Source organism: Streptomyces sp. NPDC045998, assembly GCF_056430285.1.
In genome coordinates this window covers 177,969-200,902 of record NZ_JBWKLJ010000009.1, presented here as the reverse complement: position 1 = coordinate 200,902, position 22,934 = coordinate 177,969, and the positions used below count along the sequence as shown (strand labels likewise).

Annotated in this window: 18 protein-coding genes; 10 read left to right on the top strand and 8 right to left on the bottom strand. The window is 73.6% G+C overall.

The window, feature by feature from the left end:
- Positions 1 to 149 precede the first annotated feature (149 nt).
- Entirely contained in the window at positions 150 to 827 is a 678-nt protein-coding gene (locus AC07FJ_RS25980) for an esterase/lipase family protein (protein ID WP_479051710.1), read from the top strand.
- 55 nt (positions 828 to 882) lie between these two features.
- Here the strand turns inward: AC07FJ_RS25980 and AC07FJ_RS25975 are convergent, their stop codons facing one another.
- From AC07FJ_RS25975 to AC07FJ_RS25965, 3 genes are read right to left on the bottom strand one after another with little or no spacing between them, the layout of a single operon-like run.
- Positions 883 to 3,171, bottom strand: coding sequence for an ABC transporter permease (locus AC07FJ_RS25975; RefSeq protein ID WP_479051709.1), 2,289 nt, complete (start codon positions 3,169 to 3,171; stop codon positions 883 to 885).
- A gap of 5 nt (positions 3,172 to 3,176) precedes the next feature.
- The gene (locus AC07FJ_RS25970; protein ID WP_361420309.1) at positions 3,177 to 3,944 is read right to left on the bottom strand and encodes an ABC transporter ATP-binding protein; all 768 of its coding nucleotides are present in this window, start codon (positions 3,942 to 3,944) and stop codon (positions 3,177 to 3,179) included.
- Positions 3,941 to 4,456, bottom strand: a complete 516-nt coding sequence (locus AC07FJ_RS25965) for a PadR family transcriptional regulator (protein ID WP_479051708.1) — start codon at positions 4,454 to 4,456, stop codon at positions 3,941 to 3,943. The genes AC07FJ_RS25970 and AC07FJ_RS25965 overlap by 4 nt, the downstream gene beginning before the upstream one ends.
- A gap of 122 nt (positions 4,457 to 4,578) precedes the next feature.
- Between AC07FJ_RS25965 and AC07FJ_RS25960 the strand changes: the two genes are divergently transcribed.
- The 5 genes from AC07FJ_RS25960 to AC07FJ_RS25940 all read left to right on the top strand — a co-directional run bounded on the left by AC07FJ_RS25960 (position 4,579) and on the right by AC07FJ_RS25940 (position 11,338).
- Positions 4,579 to 5,865 (top strand): ABC transporter substrate-binding protein, encoded by a 1,287-nt coding sequence (locus AC07FJ_RS25960; RefSeq protein WP_479051707.1) that lies wholly within the window; start codon positions 4,579 to 4,581, stop codon positions 5,863 to 5,865.
- Positions 5,866 to 6,080: 215 nt separating this feature from the next.
- Complete coding sequence (locus AC07FJ_RS25955) at positions 6,081 to 7,748, top strand: glycoside hydrolase family 13 protein (protein ID WP_479051706.1); 1,668 nt, start codon at positions 6,081 to 6,083, stop codon at positions 7,746 to 7,748.
- On the top strand, positions 7,745 to 9,082 hold the full coding sequence (locus tag AC07FJ_RS25950) for an ABC transporter substrate-binding protein (RefSeq protein WP_479051705.1): 1,338 nt from the start codon (positions 7,745 to 7,747) through the stop codon (positions 9,080 to 9,082). Before AC07FJ_RS25955 ends, AC07FJ_RS25950 begins: the two co-directional genes overlap by 4 nt.
- Positions 9,083 to 9,092: 10 nt before the next feature.
- Entirely contained in the window at positions 9,093 to 10,460 is a 1,368-nt protein-coding gene (locus AC07FJ_RS25945; protein ID WP_479051704.1) for a carbohydrate ABC transporter permease, read from the top strand.
- On the top strand, positions 10,457 to 11,338 hold the full coding sequence (locus AC07FJ_RS25940; protein WP_479051703.1) for a carbohydrate ABC transporter permease: 882 nt from the start codon (positions 10,457 to 10,459) through the stop codon (positions 11,336 to 11,338). The genes AC07FJ_RS25945 and AC07FJ_RS25940 overlap by 4 nt, the downstream gene beginning before the upstream one ends.
- 48 nt (positions 11,339 to 11,386) lie before the next feature.
- Here the strand turns inward: AC07FJ_RS25940 and AC07FJ_RS25935 are convergent, their stop codons facing one another.
- The 4 genes from AC07FJ_RS25935 to AC07FJ_RS25920 form a co-directional block, all read right to left on the bottom strand.
- Positions 11,387 to 13,498: a serine/threonine-protein kinase gene (locus AC07FJ_RS25935; RefSeq protein ID WP_479051702.1), complete on the bottom strand. Its 2,112-nt coding sequence runs from the start codon at positions 13,496 to 13,498 to the stop codon at positions 11,387 to 11,389.
- A gap of 25 nt (positions 13,499 to 13,523) precedes the next feature.
- Entirely contained in the window at positions 13,524 to 15,734 is a 2,211-nt protein-coding gene (locus AC07FJ_RS25930; RefSeq protein WP_479051701.1) for a protein kinase domain-containing protein, read from the bottom strand.
- A gap of 8 nt (positions 15,735 to 15,742) precedes the next feature.
- Entirely contained in the window at positions 15,743 to 16,714 is a 972-nt protein-coding gene (locus tag AC07FJ_RS25925) for a serine/threonine protein kinase (RefSeq protein WP_479051700.1), read from the bottom strand.
- A 92-nt stretch (positions 16,715 to 16,806) separates the two neighbouring features.
- Entirely contained in the window at positions 16,807 to 18,048 is a 1,242-nt protein-coding gene (locus AC07FJ_RS25920; protein ID WP_479051699.1) for an acyl-CoA dehydrogenase family protein, read from the bottom strand.
- Between the two features lie 135 nt (positions 18,049 to 18,183).
- On the opposite strand from AC07FJ_RS25920, the gene AC07FJ_RS25915 reads away from it, so the two are divergent.
- Positions 18,184 to 18,831, top strand: coding sequence for a TetR/AcrR family transcriptional regulator (locus AC07FJ_RS25915; RefSeq protein WP_361420341.1), 648 nt, complete (start codon positions 18,184 to 18,186; stop codon positions 18,829 to 18,831).
- Between the two features lie 112 nt (positions 18,832 to 18,943).
- On the opposite strand, the gene def is transcribed toward AC07FJ_RS25915, so the two are convergent.
- Positions 18,944 to 19,489, bottom strand: a complete 546-nt coding sequence (gene def, locus AC07FJ_RS25910; protein WP_479051697.1) for a peptide deformylase — start codon at positions 19,487 to 19,489, stop codon at positions 18,944 to 18,946.
- 147 nt (positions 19,490 to 19,636) lie between these two features.
- On the opposite strand from def, the gene AC07FJ_RS25905 reads away from it, so the two are divergent.
- The 3 genes from AC07FJ_RS25905 to AC07FJ_RS25895 all read left to right on the top strand — a co-directional run bounded on the left by AC07FJ_RS25905 (position 19,637) and on the right by AC07FJ_RS25895 (position 22,831).
- Entirely contained in the window at positions 19,637 to 20,875 is a 1,239-nt protein-coding gene (locus tag AC07FJ_RS25905; RefSeq protein WP_361420347.1) for a Mur ligase family protein, read from the top strand.
- Between the two features lie 34 nt (positions 20,876 to 20,909).
- Positions 20,910 to 21,638 carry a type 1 glutamine amidotransferase gene (locus AC07FJ_RS25900; protein ID WP_361420350.1) on the top strand — a complete coding sequence of 243 codons (729 nt, stop codon included), beginning with the start codon at positions 20,910 to 20,912 and terminating at the stop codon, positions 21,636 to 21,638.
- 167 nt (positions 21,639 to 21,805) lie between these two features.
- Entirely contained in the window at positions 21,806 to 22,831 is a 1,026-nt protein-coding gene (locus AC07FJ_RS25895) for a 6-phosphofructokinase (RefSeq protein ID WP_361420353.1), read from the top strand.
- Positions 22,832 to 22,934: the final 103 nt, after the last annotated feature.

Below are 22,934 nucleotides of genomic sequence, written 5' to 3'. Positions count from 1 at the left end.
CCTCTCAGCGGGGTTTCCGTCCTCCCAGTACAGCACCGTGGCGGAGGCCGGGCGACCTCGACGTTGTGGCGCAAGACCATTGACTTCTCCGGTGTACTCACCAGTAACCTCCTCTCGCGCCCCCCACGCGGCCCTCTTCGAGGTAGGTCATGAAGAAGCACCTGCTTTCCGTCGCCGTCGCGGGCACTCTGCTCGGCCTGAGCACCGCCGTCCCGGCCGACGCCTCCGCCACCGCCACCCCCACCCGGCATCCCGTGCTGTTCGTGCACGGGTACAACTCGTCCGGCGCGTACTGGAACACCATGGCGGACCGCTTCCGCGCGGACGGCTGGCCGTCCACGCACCTGCGGCAGTGGAGCTACGACTGGCGCCAGTCCAATGCCACCACCGCGCAGGAGGTCTCGGCCCAGGTCGACCGGCTGCTCGCGGAGACCGGCGCGTCCCGGGTCGACGTCGTCACCCACTCCATGGGCGGGCTGTCCAGCCGCCACTACGCCAAGGAGCTCGGCGGCAGCGGGAAGACCGACGCCTGGGTATCCCTCGGCGGCCCCAACCACGGCACCGACGCCGCCGAGTCCTGCTACGACACCTCGTGTACGGAGATGCGCATCGGCTCCGCCTTTCTCACCGCGCTCAACTCCGGCGACGAGACCCCCGAGGGGGTTCGCCATGCCACGTGGTGGTCACCGTGTGACGGCTTCATCAACCCGGACAGCACCGTCGCCCTGAGCGGCGCGGCCAACACCCGGACGGCCTGCCTCGGGCACAGCGCCCTGGGCACCGATCCGGTGGTGTACGCGCAGGTGCGGGACTTCGTGCACCGCTGACGGCGCCGCCCGGGCCCGTCCGCCCGCTTGCGCCGCCGCGCTCAGGCCGTCGCTCTCAGGCCGCCGCGCTGAGGGTGTCCGCGAGGCGGTGGCGGGCGGCGCGGGCCGCCGGGAGGGCGGTGAGGGCGATCGCGCCGAGCACGGCGGCCGCGGCGAGGGCCGCGAGGTGCGGCGGGGCCGGGGCGTGGGCGATCCCCGCGCCGATGCCGGTGGCGTGCGCCTCGTGGTCGATGAGCCAGTGCGCGAAGGGCACACCGAGGGCGGTCGCGAGGAGTGCGGCGGCCAGGGCCGTACAGCCGATGGCCGTCACGGTGACGGCCGCGATCTGGCGCGGGGACAGGCCGATGGCCTTGAGGGCCAGCAGGTCGCGTTCGCCGTCGCGCAGGCTGCCGCCGATCGCGGTGGACAGTTCGGTGAGGCCGATCAGGGCGAGCACGGCGATCAGGCCGACGACGACACCGCGCAGTGCCGAGAGGCGGTCGGCGGGGGTGGTGACCTCGTGGACGTCGAGCCGGCCTTCGGAGGCGGCGGCGAGTTCGGCGCGGACCGCGCGCGGGTCGGCGCCGGGGGCCAGCTGGAGCTGGTAGAGGGTGGCGCGCAGGGCGGGGTCGTTCTCCCGGAGGGTGTCGAGCGAGGTCGAGATGACCCGGCCGCCGTTCTCCGGCTCGATGCTGCGGCCCACCAGGTGCAGCACCTGCGGGTGGCCGCCGACCGTGACGCGGACCCAGTCGCCGACGCGTACGCCGAGGTGGTCGAGGAGCCCCTGCCCGGCCACCGCCTCGTCGGGGCCGTGCGCCGGGCGGCCCTCGGCGACGGTGTACGGGTAGGGCGCGGCGCGGGTGCCGAGGCCGCGCAGGGCGATGGTGCCGGTCTGGCCGGGCACGAGGGCGGCGACCTCCAGGCCGGGGTGCGCGGCCCGGACGGCGGGGTGCGCCGTGAGGAGCGCGGCCGCCTCGCGGTCGGTGAGGCCCGCGCCGGGGCGGGCGGTGAGCGCGGCGGCGAGGCCCAGCTGTTCGGGGCGGCTGTCGAAGCGCTCGATGGTCGTCCAGGCGCCGAGCGCCACGATGATCAGCAGCAGCGGCAGCGCGAGCCGGACGACCGTGGCCGGGGCCCGCCGGCCGCGCCCGAAGGCCTGGTGCCATCCGAGGACGAGCGGGGCCGGCACCCCGGCCCCGAGCGCCGCGCGGCCGGCACGCGAGAGACCGGCCCCGGGGGCCGCGCCCGCGGGCAGCACCGGTACCGGTTCCACGCGCCCCGCGCGCCAGGCGGCGAGGCAGGTCGCCGCGCCGATGAAGAGCACCGCCGCGACGGGCACCGCGAGCAGGGCCGCCGTGTGGCCGGGCAGCCCCTGCCAGACCGCGACCGCGTCGCCGAGGCGGCCCGGCAGGCGGGCGCCGAGCGCCTGGATGAGCACGGTGGCGAGGACCGCGCCGAGGGCCGCGAAGGCGAGGTGCTGGACCAGGAAGACGCGTACGACCTGGCCGGGGGTGAAGCCGATGGCCTTGAGGACGGAGACGTCCCGCAGATGGCCGCGCACCCGGGTGCTGATGGCGCCGAACACGGCGAGCGCGGCGGCGATCAGGGCGCCGAGGCCGAAGAGCCCGAGGACCTGACCGAGGAGCCGGGTGTCGCCCTGCGCCTCGCCGCGGGTCTGCTGCCAGGTGGTGACGTCGGTGACGGCTCCGGCGCCGAGGGTCGTGACGGCGCGCTGCACGGCGTAACCGGTGGCGTCGGGGTCGGCGAGCCGCAGCCCGACGACCTGGCCGCCGGTGCGGTCGGCGGGCACGGCGGACGGCGGCGCCCACACGGTGCCGGGCCGTTCGCCCGGGCGGTAGCGGGGCTCGGCGGTGTCCGCGACGCCGACGACGGTGAGGGGGGTGCCGGAGGGCAGGGTGATCCGGTCGCCCGGTTCGGCCCACAGGGCGCGGGCGAGGGTGGACTCCAGGACGACGCCGTCCGGGACGGCGGGGTCGAGCCAGCGCCCGGAGGCGAGCAGGGGGCGGCCCGTCGCGGGCGGCCGGGCGGCCGCGGCGCGCAGTTCGACGGCGGCCCGGGCGCCGCGCGAGGCGACGGTGGTCGTCGCGGTGCGGTAGGGGCCGGCGGTGGCCTCGACGCCGTCGAGCGAGGCGAGCCGGGCGGCGTCGGCGGCGGGGCCGGTGTGGATCCAGACATGGGCGCCGCGCGACTGGGCGAAGAGCCGCTGCCAGGGGTTGGTGGCGTAGCCGAAGAGGGCGGTCGCGAGGAGCAGCGAGGCGACGATCCCGGCGGTCGCGGCGATCATGAAGAGCGCCTCGCCCCGGTGGGTGCGGAGGTCGGCGTGCGCCCAGCGCAGCATGGCCCGCACGCCGGTCAGTCCTTCAGTTCGTTGAGTTCGAGGACGCCGGACAGGCCGCGGCCGGCGGCGCGCGGCGGGGTGGTGCCGAGTGCGGCGTCGTCGGCGATGCGGCCGTCGAAGAAGCTGATGACCCGGTCGGCGGCGCTGGCGAGCCGGGCGTCGTGGGTGACGAGCACGATGGTCTGGCCGGCCGCGTGGAAGCGGGTCAGCAGCCGCATGACCTCGCGGGTGCCCTTGCTGTCGAGGCTGCCGGCCGGCTCGTCGGCGAGGAGCAGCCGGGGCTGGTTGACCAGCGCGCGGGCGAGCGCGACGCGCTGCTGCTGGCCGCCGGAGAGCTCGCCGGGCATGCTGCGCTCCTTGCCTTCCAGGCCCAGTTCGGCGAGGAGCTTCTCGCGGGCGGCGCGGGCCTGCCGGGCGGAGCGGCCGGCGAGGAGCGCGGGCAGCTCGACGTTGTCGGCGACGGTGAGGTTGGAGACCAGGTTGAAGAACTGGAAGACGATGCCGATGCTGCGGCGCCGCTCCACGGCCCAGCGGGCCTCGCTGTAGCCGTCGGTGCGTTCGCCGTCGAGCCAGAGGGAGCCCTCGTCGGGGCGCTGGAGCCCGCCCAGCAGGTGCAGCAGGGTGGACTTGCCGGCGCCGGAGGGTCCGGTGACGGCGACGAACTCGCCGCGCCGGACGGTCAGGTCGACGCCGCGTACGGCGTGGGCGGGCGCGCCTTCGCCGTGGTGGGTCTTGACGAGCCCTTCGGCGCGCAGCAGGGGTATCGCGTGGGAGTCCGTCACTGCAGCTCCTCCAACTCCTCCTGGCAGCGCTCCAGCCAGTCGAGGTCCGCCTGGAGGTGGAGCATGGCGCCCTCGATCAGCAGGTGGGCGATGCGGTTGTCCCGGTCTTCGGTGGCGGCCAGCTTGGAGAGGTTGCGCATGGTGTTGAGGTACTCGCGGCGCTGTCTGTTGATGAGGGCGATCTGGTCGGCGAGGCCGGTCCGGGGGGCGAGGGCGAGTTTCATGAAGAACTCGTCGCGGACCCTCGGTTCGTCCGCCGTCTCCTCGAACCAGGCGCGCAGCGCTTCCTGCCCGGCCTCGGTGAGGCGGTAGATCTTCTTGTTGGGGCGGCTCTCCTGGGCGATCTCCTCGCCCTCGATGAGCCCGGACTTCTCCAGCCGGCCGAGGGTGACGTAGATCTGGCCGACGTTGGTGGGAGGGTACGCGGCGCCCAGCAGCTGCTCAAGGTCCTGCTTGAGCTCGTAGCCGTGGGCGGGTCCGCGGGCCAGCAGGGCGAGGAGGGGAAGCCGCACCGGTGCCGTCCTCCTCCGCGTGCTCCCAATGTGATGTGAGCTCTAGTATCGCCCATGCCTAACGGGTATACATGCCCTGACGCCGGACGAAGGTGTACGGCGCCGTGCTCAAGGAGGAACCTATGCGGTGGATGCGCGCCGCCGGTAGGGGGCTCCTCGCGGTCGCCGTCGTCCTGAGCGGGTACGTGGCCTCGCCCGCGCCCGCGAGCGGCGAGCGGGCGGCCGGGGTGCGCGGCGACGGGCGCGGGCCCCTCACGCTGGCGACCGCCGGGGACCTCACGGGCTATCTCGGCCCGGTGCTGGAGGGCTGGAACCGCGACCACCCCGGCGAGCGCGTCACGCTCGTCGAGCTGCCGGACTCCGCCGACGAGACCCGCGCGCAGATGATCACGGACCTGCGTCCGGGCGGGGGCCGCTTCGACGTCCTCAACATCGACGTCGCCTGGACCTCGGAGTTCGCCGCGGCGGGCTGGATCGCGCCGCTGGAGCGCGACCGCTTCCCGCTGAAGAGCTTCCTGCCGCCCGTGGTGGACACGGCGACGTACGACGGGAGGCTGTACGCCGTCCCGTACGTCACCAACGCCGGGATGCTGTTCTACCGCAAGGACCTGCTGGACCGCGCGGGTGCCGATCCGCCGCGCACCTGGGCGGAGCTGGAGCACCAGGCCCGGACCCTCGCGCCGAGGTTCGGCGTGGGCGGGTACGCGGGGCAGTTCCTGCCGTACGAGGGGCTCACGGTCAACGCCGCCGAGGCGGTGTACTCGGCGGGCGGCACGATCCTCGGCGACGAGGGCGAGCGGGTCACCGTGGACTCCGCCGCGGCCCGCGCCGGGCTCGGCTTCCTCGCGCGCGGGGTGCGCGACGGCTGGATCCCGCGCGAGGCCCTGGCGTACAAGGAGGAGGAGTCCCGGCAGGCTTTCCAGGACGGCAGGCTGCTGTTCCTGCGGAACTGGCCGTACGCGTACGCCGGTGCCTCCGGCCCGGGGTCGAAGGTGGCGGGGAGGTTCGGCGCGGTGCCGCTGCCGGGGCCCGACGGGCCGGGCACAAGCGTGCTGGGCGGCTCCAATCTGGCGGTGAGCACCCAGGCGCGCCACCCCCGGTCGGCGCGCGACCTCATCGCGTACCTGACCGGCGAGGAGGTGCAGCGCCGTGTCCTGACGGAGGGCGCGCTGCCGCCGGTGCGGGCGGAGCTGTACCGGGATCCGGCGCTGGTGCGGGCGTTCCCGTACCTGCCGACGCTGCGGGCGAGCGTGCTCGCGGCGGCGCCGCGCCCGAAGAGCCCGCACTACGAGCAGGTGAGCCTCGCGGTGCAGGCGGTGGCGCACGACGTGATGGCGCAGCACCAGTCGCCCGAGGCGGCGGTGCGGCGGCTGGCCGGCGAGCTGGCGGCCATCGCCCGCCGTCGCTGACGGCTCCGCCGACCCTTCTACATACCCGTTAGGTAACGACGCCCGCCATACCCCTCTCTCCAAGGAGGGGCAAATCGGTATACATACCCCCAACTTCCTGCTGTTTGCCGCACGTTCATTGACACCCCCTCGACCTGAATACCTAACATGCATGCATAACCGCTACCCGCTCTGGGTGGCGTGCACCCCTTCACGCAGAAACAGGTCAACGGGTGATGCTCACAGCCCTCAGCAGCCGCCACTGGTGGCGCGACGCGGTGATCTACCAGGTGTACGTCCGCAGCTTCCTGGACAGCACCGGCGACGGGATCGGCGACCTCGCCGGGGTCCGGGCCGGCCTGCCGTACCTCAAGAAGCTCGGCGTCGACGGCATCTGGCTGAGCCCCTTCTACCCGTCACCGCAAGCCGACCACGGCTACGACGTCGCCGACTACTGCGACGTCGACCCGGTCTTCGGCGACCTCGACGAGTTCGAGCGGCTGGTGGCCGCCGCTCACCGCCTCGACATCAAGGTGCTGCTCGACATCGTCCCCAACCACTGCTCCAGCGAGCACGCCTGGTTCCGCGAGGCGCTCGCCTCCGGCCCCGGCAGCGAGGCCCGCGCCCGCTTCCACTTCGCCGAGGGGCGCGGCCCGGACGGCGACGTACCGCCCAACAACTGGCACGCCATGTTCGGCGGTCCGGCGTGGAGCCGGGTGGTCGAGGCGGACGGCACGCCGGGCCAGTGGTACCTGCACATGTTCACGCCCGAGCAGCCGGACCTGAACTGGCGCAACCCCGAGGTGCCCGCGCACTTCGACGACGTCCTGCGGTTCTGGCTGGACCGGGGCGTCGACGGCTTCCGCATCGACGTGGCCGCCGGGCTCTTCAAGCACCCGGAGCTGCCCGACTCCCCCGACCCCGAGGCCGACGCCCGCACCCGCGACTCGGTCAACCCGCTCGCCTGGAACCAGCCCGAGGTGCACGACGTGTGGCGCGCCTGGCGCGCGGTGTGCGAGGAGTACACCGCCCGCGACGGCCGCGAGCGGCTGCTGGTCGGCGAGGTCTCCGTACCGACCGCCCGCGAGCACGCCAAGTACGTGCGACCCGACGAGCTGCACCAGGCGTTCTTCTTCGACCTGCTGAGCGCGCCCTGGGACGCCGACACCTTCCGCAAGGTCATCGACGAGGCCATCCGCGACATCGCGGGCACCGGCTCCACCGTCACCTGGGTGCTCAACAACCACGACCAGGTGCGCACCGTCACCCGCTACGGCGAGTCCGGCACCGAGGGCAGCGGCCTGGGCGCCGCCCGGGCGCGGGCGGCGGCGCTGCTGATGCTGGCGCTGCCGGGCGCCGCGTACATCTACCAGGGCGAGGAGCTGGGCCTGCCGGAGGTCGTGGACCTGCCGGACGAGGTGCTCACCGACCCGATCTTCCGGCGCACCGGCAGCCGGGCCCGGATCCGCGACGGCTGCCGCGTGCCGCTGCCCTGGTCGGGGCACGCCTCGCCGTTCGGCTTCTCCACCGGTGCCGAGGGCGCGCGGCCGTGGCTGCCGCAGCCGGGCTGGTTCGCCGAGCACGCCACCGAGCGGGCGCTGGCGGACACCCGCTCCTTCTGGCACCTGTACCGCGAGGGCCTGCAGCTGCGGCGCGGGCTGCCTCAGTTGGGCGAGGGCTCCCTGCACTGGCTCGACGACACGCCGCCCGGCGTCCTCGCCTTCGTACGCGGCGACGGCCTGGTCTGCGCCGTGAACTTCACCACCGCCCCGGTGCCCGCCCCGGTCGCCGGCGCCCCCCTGCTGTCCAGCGGCATCTGCCCGGACGGCTCCCTGCCCGGCTCCACCGCCGCCTGGTGGATCAGCGACGACCACACCACCACCCCGAAGGGATCACAGAGATGACGCGACGACGGACAGTGCTCGCCCGCTGCTCGGCCCTCACCCTCACCCTGGCACTGGGCGCGACCGCCTGCGGCGGCGGCCCGGTCAGCGCGGGGGGAGGGAGCAAGGAGCTCAGCGGCCAGACCCTCAACGTGGCCGGTGTGTGGTCGGGCGCCGAGCAGAAGAACTTCCAGAAGGTGCTGGACGCCTTCACCGCGAAGACCGGCGCGAAGACGCAGTTCACCTCGACCGGCGACAACGTCTCCACCGTCGTCGGCAGCAAGATCGAGGGCGGCAACGCCCCCGACGTGGTGATGGTCCCGCAGCTCGGGGTGTTGCGGCAGTTCGCCGAGGAGAAGTGGCTGACGCCGCTCTCCCCGGCCACCGTGAAGGCCGTCGACGCCAACTACGCGCCGGTGTGGAAGGAGTACGGCTCCGTCGACGGCAAGCTCTACGGCCTGTACTTCAAGGCCGCCCACAAGTCGACCGTCTGGTACAGCCCGGACGCCTTGGAGCAGGCGGGCGTCACGCCCCCGAAGACGTACGAGGAGATGCTGAAGGCGGGGCAGGCGGTCTCCGACTCGGGTCTGCCGGCCTTCGCGGTCGCCGGTGAGGACGGCTGGACGCTCACCGACTGGTTCGAGAACGTCTACCTCTCCCAGGCCGGGCCCGAGAAGTACGACCAGCTCGCCCGGCACGAGATCAAGTGGACCGACCCCACGGTCGTCAAGGCGCTCACCACGCTCGGCGCGCTCTTCTCCGACAAGAAGCTGATCGCGGGCGGCCAGAAGGGCGCGCTCGCCACCGACTTCCCGGGCTCCGTCGAGAAGGTCTTCGGCCCGGAGCCGGAGGCCGGGATGGTGTACGAGGGCGACTTCGTCGCCGGGATCGCCAAGGACCAGTTCGGGAGGAAGATCGGCGAGGACGCGCGGTTCTTCCCCTTCCCGGCGGTCGCGGGCGGCAAGGCGCCGGTGGTCAGCGGCGGCGACGCGGCCGTCGTCCTGAAGGACGGCAAGAACCAGAAGGCCGCCATGGCGTTCCTGGAGTTCCTCGCGACGCCGGAGGCGGCCGCCGCGTGGGCCGGGGCGGGCGGTTTCCTCTCCCCCAACAAGGAGCTGGACCTCGAAGCGTACGGGGACGACACGCTGCGCGAGACCGCCAAGTCGTTGATCGCGGCCGGGGATGCGGTGCGCTTCGACATGTCGGACCAGGCCCCGGCGGCGTTCGGCGGCACGAAGGGCGCGGGCGAGTGGAAGCTGCTGCAGGACTTCCTGCGCGACCCGAAGGACCCGGCGGCCACGGCGGCGGCGCTGGAGGCCGCGGCGGCCAAGGCGTACAAGCCGAACAAGGGCTGAGGCGAGGGTCATGAGCACACTCACCGCCCCTCCCCCGCCCGTCGCCAAGAGCGGGCCGGGCGGGCCCCGGCCCGCGGACGGCCGGGCCCGCGCCCGGCGGCGCCGCCGGACCATCGCCGTGGTGTTCGTCCTGCCCGCGCTGCTGCTGCTCGGCGCGCTGGTCGTCTACCCCGTGGTCTTCTCGGTCGGGCGCAGCTTCTTCGACGCGTCCGGCACCCGGTTCGTCGGCGGCGGCAACTACGCGGAGATGTTCCGTGACCCGGCGACGCTCACCGCCCTGCGCAACAGCGCGATCTGGGTGGTCGTCGCGCCGACGCTGCTGACCGGGCTCGGCCTGATGCTCGCCGTGCTGGTGGAGAAGGTCCGCTGGGCCACCGCCTTCAAACTGCTGCTGTTCATGCCGATGGCGGTCTCCTTCCTGGCGGCGGGCATCATCTTCCGGCTGGCGTACGAGGAGGACCCCGACAAGGGCGTGCTCAACGCGGCGGTGGTCGGGGTGCACGGCGTCTTCGAGGACTCCTCCTCCTACCCGGCGGCCCGGCCCCGGGAGGACGGGGGCCTGGACCGGGCGCCGGACGGCTCGTACCGCACCGCCGAACCGGTGGCGCCCGGCGCGACGGTGGCGCTCGGCCTCGTCGGCGTACCGCCCAAGGAGCTGCCGGCGGAGGCGAAGGCCGCGGCCGCGGGGCCGGAGCCTGGCCCCCGTGAGGTGCGCGGCACCGTCTACCTGGACTTCACACCCGGCGGCGGGGGGCGCCCGGGCGTGGTGGACGCCGCCGAGCGGGGTCTGCCGGGGATGACGGTCGAGGCGGTACGGGACGGCAAGGCCGTCGCCACCGCGACCACGGCGGCCGACGGCTCGTTCCGCCTCGCGGACCTGGGCCCGGGCGCGTACACCGTGCGGCTGCCCGCGGCGAACTTCGCGCCGCCGTACGAGGGCGTCTCCTGGCTCGGCCCGGCGCTCGTCACGCCGGCGATCATCGGTGCGTACCTGTGGATCTGGACGGGCTTCGCCATGGTGCTGATCGGCGCCGGGCTGTCGTCGCTGCCGCGCGACTGCCTGGAGGCGGCGCGGATGGACGGCGCCAACGAGTGGCAGGTGTTCCGGCGGATCACCGTGCCGCTGCTGGCGCCCGTGCTGACGGTGGTCTTCGTGACGCTCGTGATCAATGTGATGAAGGTCTTCGACCTGATCTACATCATCGCGCCGGGCCCGGTGCAGGAGGACGCCACCGTGCTGGCCACCCAGATGTGGCTGGTGTCCTTCGGCGGCGGCAACGACCAGGGGCTCGGCAGCGCGCTGGGCGTGCTGCTCCTGCTGCTGGTGATCCCGGCGATGGTGTTCAACGTCCGCCGTTTCCGGAGGAGTCAGTCATGAGCGCGAACACCGTACCGGCACCGGCACCGGCTCGGAGCGGCGGCAGGCTGCGCCGGTGGCTGGGGAACAGCCTGGTGCAGGCGTTCCTGGCGCTGGTGGGCCTGATCTGGATCACCCCGGTCGCCGGGCTGCTGCTGTCGTCGCTGCGCTCGGCGCGGGACAGCGCGTCGAGCGGCTGGTGGACGGCGCTGGCCGAGCCGGGGCAGCTGTCGCTGGCCAACTACGCGACGCTGCTGGACAACGCGGGCATCACGCGGGCCTTCTGGAACACCGTGCTGATCTCGGTCCCGACGACCGTGCTGGTCGTGGTGGTGGCGGCGCTGGCCGGGTACGCCTTCGCCTGGCTGGAGTTCCCGGGCCGGGACTGGATCTTCCTGCTGGTGGTGGCCCTGCTGGTGGTGCCGGTGCAGGTGGGCCTGCTGCCGGTGGCGAAGCTCTTCGGGCAGCTGGGGCTGTTCGGCACGATCCCGGGCGTGGTGCTGTTCCACGTGGCGTACGGACTGCCGTTCGCGATCTTCCTGCTGCGCAACTACTTCGCCGACATCCCGCGCGAGATGCTGGAGGCGGCGCGGATGGACGGCGGGGGCGAGTGGCGCATCTTCACCCGGCTCGTCCTTCCGGTGGGCCGCCCGGCGATCGCGAGCCTGGCGATCTTCCAGTTCCTGTGGGTGTGGAACGACATGCTGGTGGCCCTCCTCTTCGCCGACTCCTCGTCGCAGCCGCTGACGGTGGAACTGCAGTCGCAGGTGCGGCAGTTCGGCTCCAACATCGATGTGCTGGCGCCGGGGGCGTTCCTGTCCCTGGTGGTGCCGGTGGTCGTCTTCTTCGCCTTCCAGCGGCACTTCGTGCAGGGGGTGATGGCGGGCTCGGTGAAGTGACACCGCCCGCAAACCCCGGGAGGGACACCCCCTCCCGGGGTTTCCGCGTCAGAAGACCGGCAGCGCGGTGAGCGTCGTACTGTCGCGCACGAAGACGCGGTGGGCATCGCCCACCATCCAGCAGCGGTCGGGTTTCCGCAGGCCGCGGAAGCCCCAGATCGTCCCGGTGGTGTCCTCGCGGTGGCGGACCGCCGCCCCGGCCTCCGTCCTGGTCCCGTCGACCTCGAACATCCAGAAGCCGTTGCCTTGGAGGACCAGCGGGGTGCGGGGGTGCCCTTCCAGGAGGAGGCCCCAGGCCCAGGTGACGGTCTTGCCCGTGCGGACGTCGAAGCGCAACGGGGATCCCAGCGCGGCCACGTAGACAAGGCCGCCGTGCAGCGCCGGCGGCCCCCAGCGCATCGGCGTGCCGTCCTGCCGCGAGAGGTCCGCGATCCACTGCTGCTTGCCGGTGGTGATGTCCACGGCCCTGAAGCGGTGGCCCGAGAGGAAGAGCGTACGGCCCGACGCCAGGGTCTCCACCCGCTCGTCGGACTCCTGGCCCACCTTCCAGACCGTGCGGCCGTCGCCGGTGTCGAGGACGGTGACGTCACCGGCCTTGGTGGTGACGGCCAGGCAGCCCTCGGACACCGTGCCGCGGGGCTCGGCTTCCCGCCCGAGGGCGGTGTCGAGGCGCACGGTCCAGCGGAGGCGGCCGTCGGAGCGGCCGACGGCACGCACCCGGTCGTCCTCGGTGGCCACGTACACCGCGTCGTCGTCCACGCCGAGGATCGAGGACGCCTCGGCCGGCGCCGTCCACTTCGGTTGGCCGGTGGAGGCGACGAAGGTCAGCAGCGTGCCGTCCGCGCCGATCCCCGCGACCAGCCGGTCGGAGAGCGACGCGTAGCGGCGCTCGGCCCTGGCCTCGGGCGCGGTCCAGCGGCGCTTGCCGTCGACGACGCCGTACGCCGTGATGCCGCCGTCCGCGGTGCCGGCCACCACGACGTCCCCGGCCGGGAGGGGTCCCGGGGAGCCCTCGGCGAGGACGTCCTTCAGCGTCCAGAGGGGCTCGGGCGACTGCCCGATGACGAAGTCCCCCTTCTTGGCGTCCAGCAGCCGGCCCGGGGGCGCTTTCACGGCGGGCGGGATGTCGAAGAGCTCGTCGGTGCGGCGGGGTCTCGTGCTCCACCAGACCGCCGCCGCGCCTCCCGCCGCGAGGACGGCGCCGCCCGCCGCGGCCGTCGTCAGGAGACGGCGGCGCGACACGGGGCGCGGGGTCTGGGTGGTGGCGCCCGGCACTGTCGAGGTGAGCGTTCGCAGGCCGAGTTCCCGCGTGGTGATGTCCTGGGCGATCGGGCCGTGCCGCCACACGCGGTTCGCCCCACGGGGCGGGGCGGCCATGCGGACGAGGTCCTGCGGGGTGGGCCGAGCCGTGGGGTCCTTGGCGAGACAGGGCTCGATCAGCGGCCGCAGGGCGGGCGGCACGCGGTCCAGGCGCGGGGCGCCGTGGACGACCTCGTACTGGACGGCGGCGATGTTGGCGCCCTCGTACGCCCGCTGCCCGCTCGCCGCGTGGACGAGGACCGCGCCGAGCGAGAAGACGTCGGCGGACGGGCCGACCCGGTGCCCCAGGACCTGCTCGGGCGCGCCGAAGCCGGGGGTGACCGGGACCTGTCCGGTGGTGGTGAGGGTGAGGCCGTGTTCGGGGCGGGCGATGCCGAAGTCGATGACGCGGGGGCCGCCCGACGTCAGCACGATGTTGGCCGGCTTGAGGTCGCGGTGGACGAGACCGGCGGCGTGGATGTCGTGCAGGGTGCGCGCGAGCGCTTCGGCGAGGGCGCGCACGGCGGGCTCGTCGAGCGGTCCGTACGCGCGGACCGCCTGCTCCAGCGTCGGGCCGGTGAGGAACTCGCTCGCGATCCACGGGCGCCCGCCCTCCGTCCGCGCGTCGAGGACCCTGGCCACGCCGGGGCTCAAGACGGCCTGGGCCATCCGCGCCTCGCGGACGAACCGCTGGGCGAGGTTCTGGTCGTGCGACAGGTGGGGGTGCAGCACCTTCACCGCCGCGGCCCGGCCCTCGCCGTCCTGGCCGACGTAGACCTTGCCCATGCCGCCTTCCCCCAGCACACCGAGCAGGCGGTACGGGCCGAGGCGGACCGGATCTCCGAATTGCAGCGGGTTCATGGCGGTGATCAGTGCTCTCCGTGGTTCATCGCAGCGGGTATCCGGCTACGGAGGACGGGCCCACGGCGATGAGCCGCTGGGCGGATTCATGGGTGTAGTAGCGGGCCGGGGCGGCCTTGACCGTGTCCTTGGGGGCGCCGGTGCGCAGGTCGGCGGCCACGAGTCCGGAGGGTGAGGGGCTGTAGACCTCGGCTCGGCCGACGACGGGCGGGTAGGCGAGCTCGGTCTCCGCGACCCGGCGGGCCTTCTGCGCCCACAGCGCCTTCCCGTCGCCTGCCGAGAGGGCGACCAGGCCGCGCCCTTCCTCGACGGCGTACGCGACGCCGTTCCTCACGGTGGGCGGCCCGAACCGGGCGCGTGGCGTCGCTCCTTCGTGGCGCCAGGCCACGGCGCCGCTGCGCAGGTCCAGGGCCTGCAGGCGTCCGGTCGCAGGGTAGACGTGCTGGTCGTCCACGGTGAGGACGGCGCGCGTGAAGGGCCCGCCGGGGCCACCGAGCGGGGTGCTCCAGCGCACCTTGCCGGTGCCGGCGTCGCGCACGACCAGGCTCAGGTCACCCTGCTCCGATTGCTGTACGAGCACGAGGAGTTCGCCTCTGACCTCGGCGGCGAGGAAGTGGAGGCGCTCAGTGGCGTCGGACCGCGCGGGGAGCGGTTCGGCCCAGAGCTGCTTTCCCGTCCTGCTGTCGAGGGCCGCGAGGAACCACGCCTGGTCCTTGCGGAACTCCCGCACGGACTGGGGGCCGCGGCAGGCGGCCACGTACACGGCGCCGCGCCCGGCGCACAGCAGTTGCGTACCGAGGGGCACGCCGCTCAGGTCCGTGGGTCCCGCGAGCGGGTCCGTCAGTTCGCCCGTCGCGGGGTCGACGGTGGCGACGCGCAGTGGCTCGCCCTCGGAGGCGTAGTCCAGGGCGAGGACGTGCTCGCCGTCGGCGGCCACGCGGTGCGGGAGCACCGACGGCTCGTTCGCCCAGCGGACCGTGCCGGTGCGCGGGTCGATGCCCTGGAGGGAGTTGCCGTGGTACGAGGCGATGACCAGGTCCTTGAGGAGGATCGCCGCGGGCGGCAGGAGATCGGGGCTGCCCTGGGCCTCGACCTGCCAGAGGAGCTCCCAGCGGGGCCCGGACGCGGCGGTGTCCGCCGGCTTCGGCGCGGCGTTCCCGCCGCTCCCCTCGTTCCCCCGGTTCCCCAGCCAGGCCCACGCACCGGCCCCCGCCGCGGCCAGGCCCGCGATGGAGCCGCCGCTCAGCGCGAGGAGCCTGCGGCGGGAGAGGCCGGTTCCACGGCCCGGCGCGGGGGCCGCGGCGGTGGCGGTGGCGGCGACGGTCTCGTGCGCCGGGGGCGGCAGGCGCGTGGGGCGCACGTGCCAGACCGCCGCCGAGCGGCGGGCGATCTCCATGAGGAGCGGTTCGGGGAGGCACTCGGCGAAGTACTCCGGCTCGGTACCGAGTCGGGCGGCCAGCTCCATGGTGGAGGGGCGCTGGGCGGGGTCCTTGGCGAGGCAGTGGGAGAGGGCGGGGAGCAGGGCTTCGGGGACGCCGGACAGGTCCGGTTCGGCGTAGCGCACCCGGTAGAGGACGTCGGCGGGCTGCCCGGTGCCGAAGGGGCCGTGGCCCGTGGCGGCGTGGACGAGGACGCTCGCCAGGGCGAACACGTCGCCCGCCGGGGTGTGTTCCTGGCCAGTTGCCTGCTCGGGGGACATGAAGGCCGGGGTGCCGGCGGCCGCGCCCGTACGGGTCAGATGGGCGTCGCCGATCGCCCGCGCGATGCCGAGGTCGATGACCTTGGGGCCTTCGGCGGTGACCATGATGTTGGACGGCTTGAGGTCGCGGTGGACCACTTCCGAGGCGTGCAGCCGGGCCAGCGCCCGGCACAGTCCGGCGCCGAGCGCGCGGACCGCCGGTTCGGGGAGGGGGCCGAAGGAGGCGACGGCTTCGTCGAGGGGCGGCCCCAGCAGGTACTCCGTCGCCATCCACGGCGTCGCGGCCAGCGGGTCGGCGTCGAAGACGCGGGCGCCGTGGACGCCCCCGATGACGCGCGCCGCGTCGACTTCGAGGCGGAAGCGGGTACGGAAGGCGGGGTCGCCGGCGATGTGGGCGTGCACCGTCTTCAGGGCCGCGGTGCGGCCGTTGAGGGAGCGTGCGAGGTAGACGGTGCCCATGCCACCGCCGCCCAGGCGGGCGATGAGGCGGTAGGCGCCCAGTTGGCGCGGGTCGTCGTGCATGAGCGGCGAGAACATGGGGTGCGTCAGTCCAGGGCGGTCGCGGGCGGGGCGGGGGCGGGGGCGGCGGTCACGGTGACGGCCGCGGCGGACCCGCCCGCCGTGGAGGGCGTGGCGGCTTCTGCGGCGAGTACCTGCGCCGCCTGCCGGGCGAGGGCGACGACCACCCGGGCGGGCAAGGGCGTCGGATGGCCCGCCGTGTCGAGGACCGTGGGTACGGGGCTCGTCGGGGAGCCGGACGGTCCGGGCGACGCGAAGGCGGCGTGCGCCTGGTGGGCGGTCGGCCGGCCGGCGGGGTCACGGGCGAGGCAGCCCGCGATCAGGTTCCGCAGGGAAGGGGGGAGTTCGGCGTTCTCGGGCACGGTGTGCCCGGTGCTCGCGTACGCCAGGACCGCGCCCAGGCCGTACAGGTCGCCGGGCGGGCGGGGCCGGCCGCCGGAGGCCTGCTCCGGCGCCAGGCTGCCGGGCTCCAGGCCGGGCAGGCCCCAGCGCCGCTCGCCGTCGGGCGCGGCCGCGCGTACGGCTCCGAAGGCGGTCAGCCGGACGCCTTCGGCGGTGATGAGCACGGCGGACGGGGAGAGTCCGGCATGGGCGACCCCTTGGTCGTGGAGGGCGGCCAGCGTCCGGGCGAGGGCGGCGCCCAGGGAGCGGACGGCCGGCTCCGGCAGCGGACCGCCGTGCGCGTCGAGCGCCGCGGGCAGCGCGAGCGCGGGCACGTACGGGGCGGCGCGCCACGGGAGTCGGCCGTCCCGGCCGGTCCAGGTGACGCCCAGCAGCCCGGGCGCGGTGTGGCGGCGCGCGTTCTCGGCCTCGGCCCACCAGCGGTCCGGGTCGGCGTCGGCTCGGGGGACGGCGAGGAGGACGGTGTCGTCCCCCGAGGCGCTGCGCGCGAGGTAGCGGCGTTCCGGGACGGCCGGCCGGGCGGTCTCGGGGTCGAGTGCCCCGAGCACCAGATAGGGGCCGATCCGCACCGGATCGTCCTGACGCGGGCGTTCCATGTGCGATCCCCCTCGTACCGTGCGCCGAGCCCGGTGAGTCTAACCGGATGTCAGTTCGGCGGGGCCGAGGGGGCGGTGGCGTGCGAGGTCCGTCAGCGGATCGGCATGCCCGACAGCGTACGGGCGATGACCAGGCGCTGGATCTCGCTGGTGCCCTCGAAGATCGTGTAGATCGCGGCGTCGCGGTGCATGCGCTCCACCGGGTACTCACGGGTGTAGCCGTTGCCGCCGAGGATCTGGACGGCCTGGGCCGTGACCTTCTTGGCGACCTCGCTCGCGTACAGCTTGGACATGGAGCCCTCGGCGGAGGTGAACGGCTTGCCGGTGGTGGCCATCCAGGAGGCGCGCCACACCAGGAGGCGGGCGGCGTCGATCTGGGTGCGCATGTCGGCGAGCTGGAAGGCGACGCCCTGGTTGTCGATGATCGGGCGGCCGAACTGCTCGCGGGTCTTGGCGTAGTCGAGCGCCACTTCGTACGCGGCGCGGGCGGTGCCGACGGCCATGGCGCCGACGGCGGGGCGGGAGGCCTCGAAGGTGGCCATGGCGGCGTTCTTCACACGCTCGCCCTCGTCCTTGCCGGCCTGCCTGGCCTTCTCGCGGGCGCGGGCGAGGCGCTCGTCCAGCTTCTCCTTGCCGCCGAGGAGGCAGGAGCCGGGGACGCGTACGCCGTCGAGGACGACCTCGGCGGTGTGGGAGGCGCGGATGCCGTGCTTCTTGAACTTCTGGCCCTGGGAGAGGCCGGGGGTGTTCGGCGGGACGATGAAGGACGCGTGGCCCTTGGAACCGAGCTCGGGGTCGACGACGGCGACGACGACGTGGACGTTGGCGATGCCGCCGTTGGTGGCCCAGGTCTTGGTGCCATTGAGGACCCACTCGTCCGCGGCCTCGTCGTACACGGCGCGGGTACGCATCGAGGCGACGTCCGAGCCGGCGTCGGGTTCGGAGGAGCAGAAGGCGGCGACCTTGACGTCGTCGGCGTCGCCGTACATCTGCGGTATCCAGGTGCCGATCTGCTCCTCGGTGCCGTTGGCGAGGACGCCGACGGCCGCGAGGCCGGTGCCGACGATGGACAGGGCGATGCCCGCGTCGCCCCAGAAGAGCTCCTCCATCGCCATCGGGATGCCGAGGCCCGTGGGGTCGAAGAACTGCTGGGCGTAGAAGTCGAGGGAGTAGATGCCGACCTTGGCCGCCTCCTGGATGATCGGCCAGGGGGTCTCCTCACGCTCGTCCCACTCGGCCGCCGCCGGGCGCATCACGTTCTCGGCGAAACCGTGCAGCCAGTCGCGTACCTGCTTCTGGTCGTCGTTGAGGTCGAGCGTGAACTCGGCGGCCATGTTGCCTCCCAGGATGTTACTAACGGTAACCGCAGTCTGTTACCGGTAAGTAGCCGCTGTCAACCGGCAGCGGCGCGCGGGCGGGTGTTACGTTGCGCAAAGCCTCAGGACATCGCACGGGCGGGGAGAATCACTATGGACACCACACACCGGACCGACCAACAGCGGTCGGCCGACCAGCGGCGACGCGAACTGCTCGAGGCCGCCGACCGCGTGGTGCTCCGCGACGGGCCCCAGGCGTCGATGAACGCCATCGCCGCGGAGGCGGGCATCACCAAGCCGATCCTCTACCGCCACTTCGGCGACAAGGGCGGCCTGTACCGCGCCCTCGCCAAGCGTCACACGGACGCCCTGCTGGCCGCGCTGCGCGCCGCGCTGGACGCGCCGGCCGACCGGCGCCGGCGGGTGGAGGCGACGCTCGACACCTACCTCGCCGCGATCGAGGCGCGCCCGCAGGTGTACCGCTTCCTGATGCACCCGGCGGAGGAGTCCGGCCAGACGCCTGAGCAGGGCTTCGACGTCGGCCGCCACTCGGCGCCGCTGCTGCGCCGCATGGGCGAGGAGCTCGCGGAGGTCATCGCGGAGCGCATAGACCTGGGCCCGGGCAGCGAGGCGCTGGCGCGGGTGTGGGGCCACGGCATCGTCGGCATGATGCACGCGGCGGGTGACTGGTGGCTCGGCGAACGGCCGTGCTCGCGGGAGGACTTGGTGCGGGGCCTGGCGGACCTGCTGTGGGGCCGCCTGGCGGAGGTCGACGACCGCGAGGGCGGGCCCGGGTTCTAGGGGCGGGGCCGAAACTCAGCCCCGCCGGCGATTGAGGCGCGGGGGTCCGGGGGCGGAGCCCCCGGTTACGGGAAGGGGCGGGTAGGGGATAAAGCGCCGCGCAGCGGCGTCCTCAGCGCTCCCGCGTCCACGGCGCGCGGCGCGCCGCCCGCAGGGCCTTGGCCCGGCGCCAGCCGGTGAGGCGGTCGGGGTACACCATGCCCTCCAGGTGGTCGCACTCGTGCTGGAGGCAGCGGGCGAAGAAGCCCGTGCCCTCCACCCGCACCGGCGCGCCCAGCCGGTCCACGCCCTCGACCACCGCGTGGTCGTAGCGCTCCGTGCCCGCCTCCAGGCCCGGCAGCGAGAGGCAGCCCTCCAGGCCGCGGACCGTCACCCCGTCCGCCTCGACCAGCCGCGGGTTGACGACGTGGCCGAGGTGCCGGACATCGTCGTCATCCGGGCAGTCGTAGACGAACACTTGCAAACCGACACCGACCTGGTTCGCCGCGAGGCCGACGCCCTCGGCGGCGTACATCGTCGCGAACATGTCCTCGACGAGCCGGGACAGCTCGGGCCCGAAGTCGGTGACGGGCTCGCAGGGCGTGTGCAGCACCGGTTCGCCGAGCAGTGTCATGGCTCGTACGCGACCGGAACTGCCGGGGATCGGGCGGTTTCGCATGGCGTCAGCGTACGTTCCGCGTGGTTTGAGCGCGGTTTCCGCGTAGGTTCGGCCGTCGCCCGACCGTTTCGGCAGGTGGCGCGGTTCGGGCGCCCGGGCGGATCTCGATAGGCTGAGCCCGGACCCACGCTAGGAGGAACAAGGACGATGGCAGGCAACACGGAGCCGCTGTCGCCGCGCGCCAAGCTGGCCGTGACGGCAGGAAAGGCCGCAGCGGCGGTGTCGCGTGCTGCGGGACGCGGCAGCGGATCGGTGATCGGCGGCAAGGTGGCGCTCAAGCTCGACCCCGACCTGCTGGGGCGGCTGGCGCAGCACCTGGACGTCGTCCTGGTGTCGGCGACCAACGGCAAGACGACCACGACCCGGCTGATCGCCGAGGCCCTGCGCGCCAGCGGCCCGGTCGTCTCGAACGCGCTCGGCGCGAACATGCCCGCGGGCATCACCTCCGCGCTCGCCGGCGGCTCGGACGCCAAGTACGGCGTCATCGAGGTCGACGAGAAGTACCTGGCCGGTGTCGCGCGCGACACCGAGCCGAAGGCGGTCGCGCTGCTCAACCTCTCCCGCGACCAGCTGGACCGCGCCGCGGAGACCCGCATGCTGGCGGAGAAGTGGCGCGAGGGGCTGGCCGGCTCGAAGGCGGTCGTGATCGCCAACGCCGACGACCCGCTGGTGGTGTGGGCCGCGTCGTCCTCCGCCAACGTGGTGTGGGTGGCCGCTGGTCAGGAGTGGAAGGACGACGCCTGGTCGTGCCCCGCCTGCGGCGGTGTCATGCAGCGCCCGGGCGACGACTGGTTCTGCGGCGAGTGCGGCTTCCGCCGCCCCGCCCCCAGCTGGGCGCTGAGCGGCGACCACGTGCTCGACCCGCACGGCTCGGCCTGGCCGATCCACCTCCAGCTGCCCGGTCGCGCCAACAAGGCGAACGCCGCCACGTCGGCCGCGGTCGCCGCGGTCTTCGGCGTACCGCCGCAGGTGGCGCTGGAGCGCATGTACCAGGTGCAGGCGGTGGCCGGACGGTACGACGTGGTGTCGTTCCTCGGCCGGGACCTGCGGCTGCTGCTCGCGAAGAACCCCGCGGGCTGGCTCGAAACGTTTTCGCTGATCGACGCGCCGCCGACGCCGGTGATCCTGGCCGTCAACGCCCGCGGCGCCGACGGCACCGACACGTCCTGGCTCTGGGACGTCGACTACCCGAGGCTCGCCGGGCACCCGATCTTCGTGATCGGTGACCGCCGCCTCGACCTGGCGGTGCGCCTGGACGTCGCGGGCCTGGACTTCCGGGTGTGCGACACCATCGACGAGGCCGTCCAGCTGGCTCCGCCCGGCCGGATCGAGCTCATCGCGAACTACACCGCGTTCCAGGACGTACGCCGCCGCGTCGGCAACTGAGCACGAGCGATCGAGAGCCTCGAAGGACATGAGCATGAGCGACAGCAGTCTGCGGCTGGTGTGGGTCTACCCGGACCTGCTCAGCACGTACGGAGACCAGGGCAACGCGCTGGTGGTGGAGCGCCGCGCCCGGCAGCGCGGCCTGGACGTGCACCGGGTGGACGTCCGCAGCGACCAGCCCATCCCGACGTCCGGTGACATCTACCTGATCGGCGGCGGTGAGGACCGGCCGCAGCGGCTCGCGGCCGAGCGGCTGCGGCGTGACGGCGGGCTGAACCGCGCCGCCGAGAACGGCGCCATCATCTTCTCGGTGTGCGCCGGGTACCAGATCCTCGGCCACGAGTTCATCAACGACCTGGGCGAGCGCGAGCCCGGCCTCGGCCTCATCGACGTCATCTCGACGCGCGGCGAGGGCGAGCGGTGCGTCGGCGACGTGCTGGCCGACATCGACCCTCGCCTGGGCCTGCCCCAGCTGACGGGCTTCGAGAACCACCAGGGCATCACCCACCTCGGCCCGACCGCCCGCCCGTTCGCCCGGACCGTGTACGGCAAGGGCAACGGCACCGGGGACGGCACCGAAGGCGCGTACAACGACACCGTCTTCGGGACGTACATGCACGGGCCGGTCATGGCGCGCAACCCGCAGATCGCGGACCTGCTGCTGAAGCTGGCCCTCGATGTGAACGCGCTGCCGCCGACCGACGACCGGTGGTACGAGGCGCTGCGCGCCGAGCGGATCGCGGCGGCGAGCCAGCCCGCCTGAGCGGGCGTCCGCTCGTCTGGCGGGGGGTCAATTGTCTGTTCCTCTGAAGAACGTCCAGTGGACGGACGCACGGTTCGGCCCCGTCACCCAACGCCGGTAGGGTGGCGGGGATCCAACCGGACGACGTGGTCCGGGAGTCGGCCCACGTTGCAAAGGTATTTCGGGCTATGCGCATTGGTGTGCTCACCTCCGGCGGCGACTGCCCCGGTCTGAACGCCGTCATCCGTTCCGTCGTGCACCGCGCCGTCGTCGACCACGGCGACGAGGTCATCGGTTTCCACGACGGGTGGAAGGGCCTCCTGGAGTGCGACTACCGCAAGCTCGACCTCGACGCGGTGGCCGGCATCCTGGCCCGCGGCGGCACGATCCTCGGGTCGTCCCGCGTCCAGCCGGCGCACCTCGTCGACGGTGTCGAGCGCGCCAAGGGGTACGTCGCCGAGCTCGGTCTCGACGCGATCATCCCCATCGGCGGCGAGGGCACCCTCAAGGCCGCCAACCTGCTCTCCCAGGCGGGGCTGCCCATCGTCGGCGTGCCGAAGACCATCGACAACGACATCGCGTCGACCGACGTCACCTTCGGTTTCGACACGGCCGTCGGCGTCGCCACGGAGGCGCTGGACCGGCTGAAGACGACCGCCGAGTCGCACCAGCGGGTGCTGATCGTCGAGGTCATGGGCCGGCACACCGGCTGGATCGCGCTGCACTCGGGCATGGCGGCCGGCGCCCACGCCATCGTCGTCCCCGAGCGGCCCTTCGACATCGAGGAGCTCACCGCCCGGGTCGGCGAGCGGTTCCGCGCGGGCAAGCGCTTCGCGATCGTGGTGGTGGCCGAGGGGGCCAAGCCGCGTGAGGGCACGATGGCCTTCGACGAGGGCGGCAAGGACATCTACGGCCACGAGCGGTTCGCGGGTGTGGCCCAGCAGCTCGCGGGTGAGCTGGAGCGGCGCCTCGGCAAGGAGGCGCGCGCGGTGATCCTCGGGCACGTCCAGCGGGGCGGCACGCCGACGGCGTACGACCGGGTCCTCGCGACCCGCTTCGGCTGGCACGCGGTGGAAGCGGCGCACCGGGGCGAGTTCGGCATGCTGACCGCGCTGCGCGGCACGGACATCGTGATGGTGCCGCTGGCGCAGGCGGTGGAGACCCTGAAGACGGTGCCCGCCGAGCGGTACGACGAGGCCGAGACCGTCCTCTGACCATCCGCTGACCCTCCGCTTGAAACGTGAAACCTGAACGAACCGCCCCCGGTCGCAGACGCGGCCGGGGGCGGTTCTAGTCTTGTCCCCGCAAGCGGACAAC

Bases quoted from the DNA above. Each gene is read 5' to 3' on its own strand.
- AC07FJ_RS25980 (WP_479051710.1), top strand. From the start codon at position 150: ATGAAGAAGCACCTGCTTTCCGTCGCCGTCGCGGGCACTCTGCTCGGC.
- AC07FJ_RS25960 (WP_479051707.1), top strand. From the start codon at position 4,579: ATGCGGTGGATGCGCGCCGCCGGTAGGGGGCTCCTCGCGGTCGCCGTC.
- AC07FJ_RS25955 (WP_479051706.1), top strand. From the start codon at position 6,081: ATGCTCACAGCCCTCAGCAGCCGCCACTGGTGGCGCGACGCGGTGATC.
- AC07FJ_RS25950 (WP_479051705.1), top strand. From the start codon at position 7,745: ATGACGCGACGACGGACAGTGCTCGCCCGCTGCTCGGCCCTCACCCTC.
- AC07FJ_RS25945 (WP_479051704.1), top strand. From the start codon at position 9,093: ATGAGCACACTCACCGCCCCTCCCCCGCCCGTCGCCAAGAGCGGGCCG.
- AC07FJ_RS25940 (WP_479051703.1), top strand. From the start codon at position 10,457: ATGAGCGCGAACACCGTACCGGCACCGGCACCGGCTCGGAGCGGCGGC.
- AC07FJ_RS25935 (WP_479051702.1), bottom strand. From the start codon at position 13,498: ATGAACCCGCTGCAATTCGGAGATCCGGTCCGCCTCGGCCCGTACCGC.
- AC07FJ_RS25930 (WP_479051701.1), bottom strand. From the start codon at position 15,734: ATGTTCTCGCCGCTCATGCACGACGACCCGCGCCAACTGGGCGCCTAC.
- AC07FJ_RS25925 (WP_479051700.1), bottom strand. From the start codon at position 16,714: ATGGAACGCCCGCGTCAGGACGATCCGGTGCGGATCGGCCCCTATCTG.
- AC07FJ_RS25920 (WP_479051699.1), bottom strand. From the start codon at position 18,048: ATGGCCGCCGAGTTCACGCTCGACCTCAACGACGACCAGAAGCAGGTA.
- AC07FJ_RS25915 (WP_361420341.1), top strand. From the start codon at position 18,184: ATGGACACCACACACCGGACCGACCAACAGCGGTCGGCCGACCAGCGG.
- def (WP_479051697.1), bottom strand. From the start codon at position 19,489: ATGCGAAACCGCCCGATCCCCGGCAGTTCCGGTCGCGTACGAGCCATG.
- AC07FJ_RS25905 (WP_361420347.1), top strand. From the start codon at position 19,637: ATGGCAGGCAACACGGAGCCGCTGTCGCCGCGCGCCAAGCTGGCCGTG.
- AC07FJ_RS25900 (WP_361420350.1), top strand. From the start codon at position 20,910: ATGAGCGACAGCAGTCTGCGGCTGGTGTGGGTCTACCCGGACCTGCTC.
- AC07FJ_RS25895 (WP_361420353.1), top strand. From the start codon at position 21,806: ATGCGCATTGGTGTGCTCACCTCCGGCGGCGACTGCCCCGGTCTGAAC.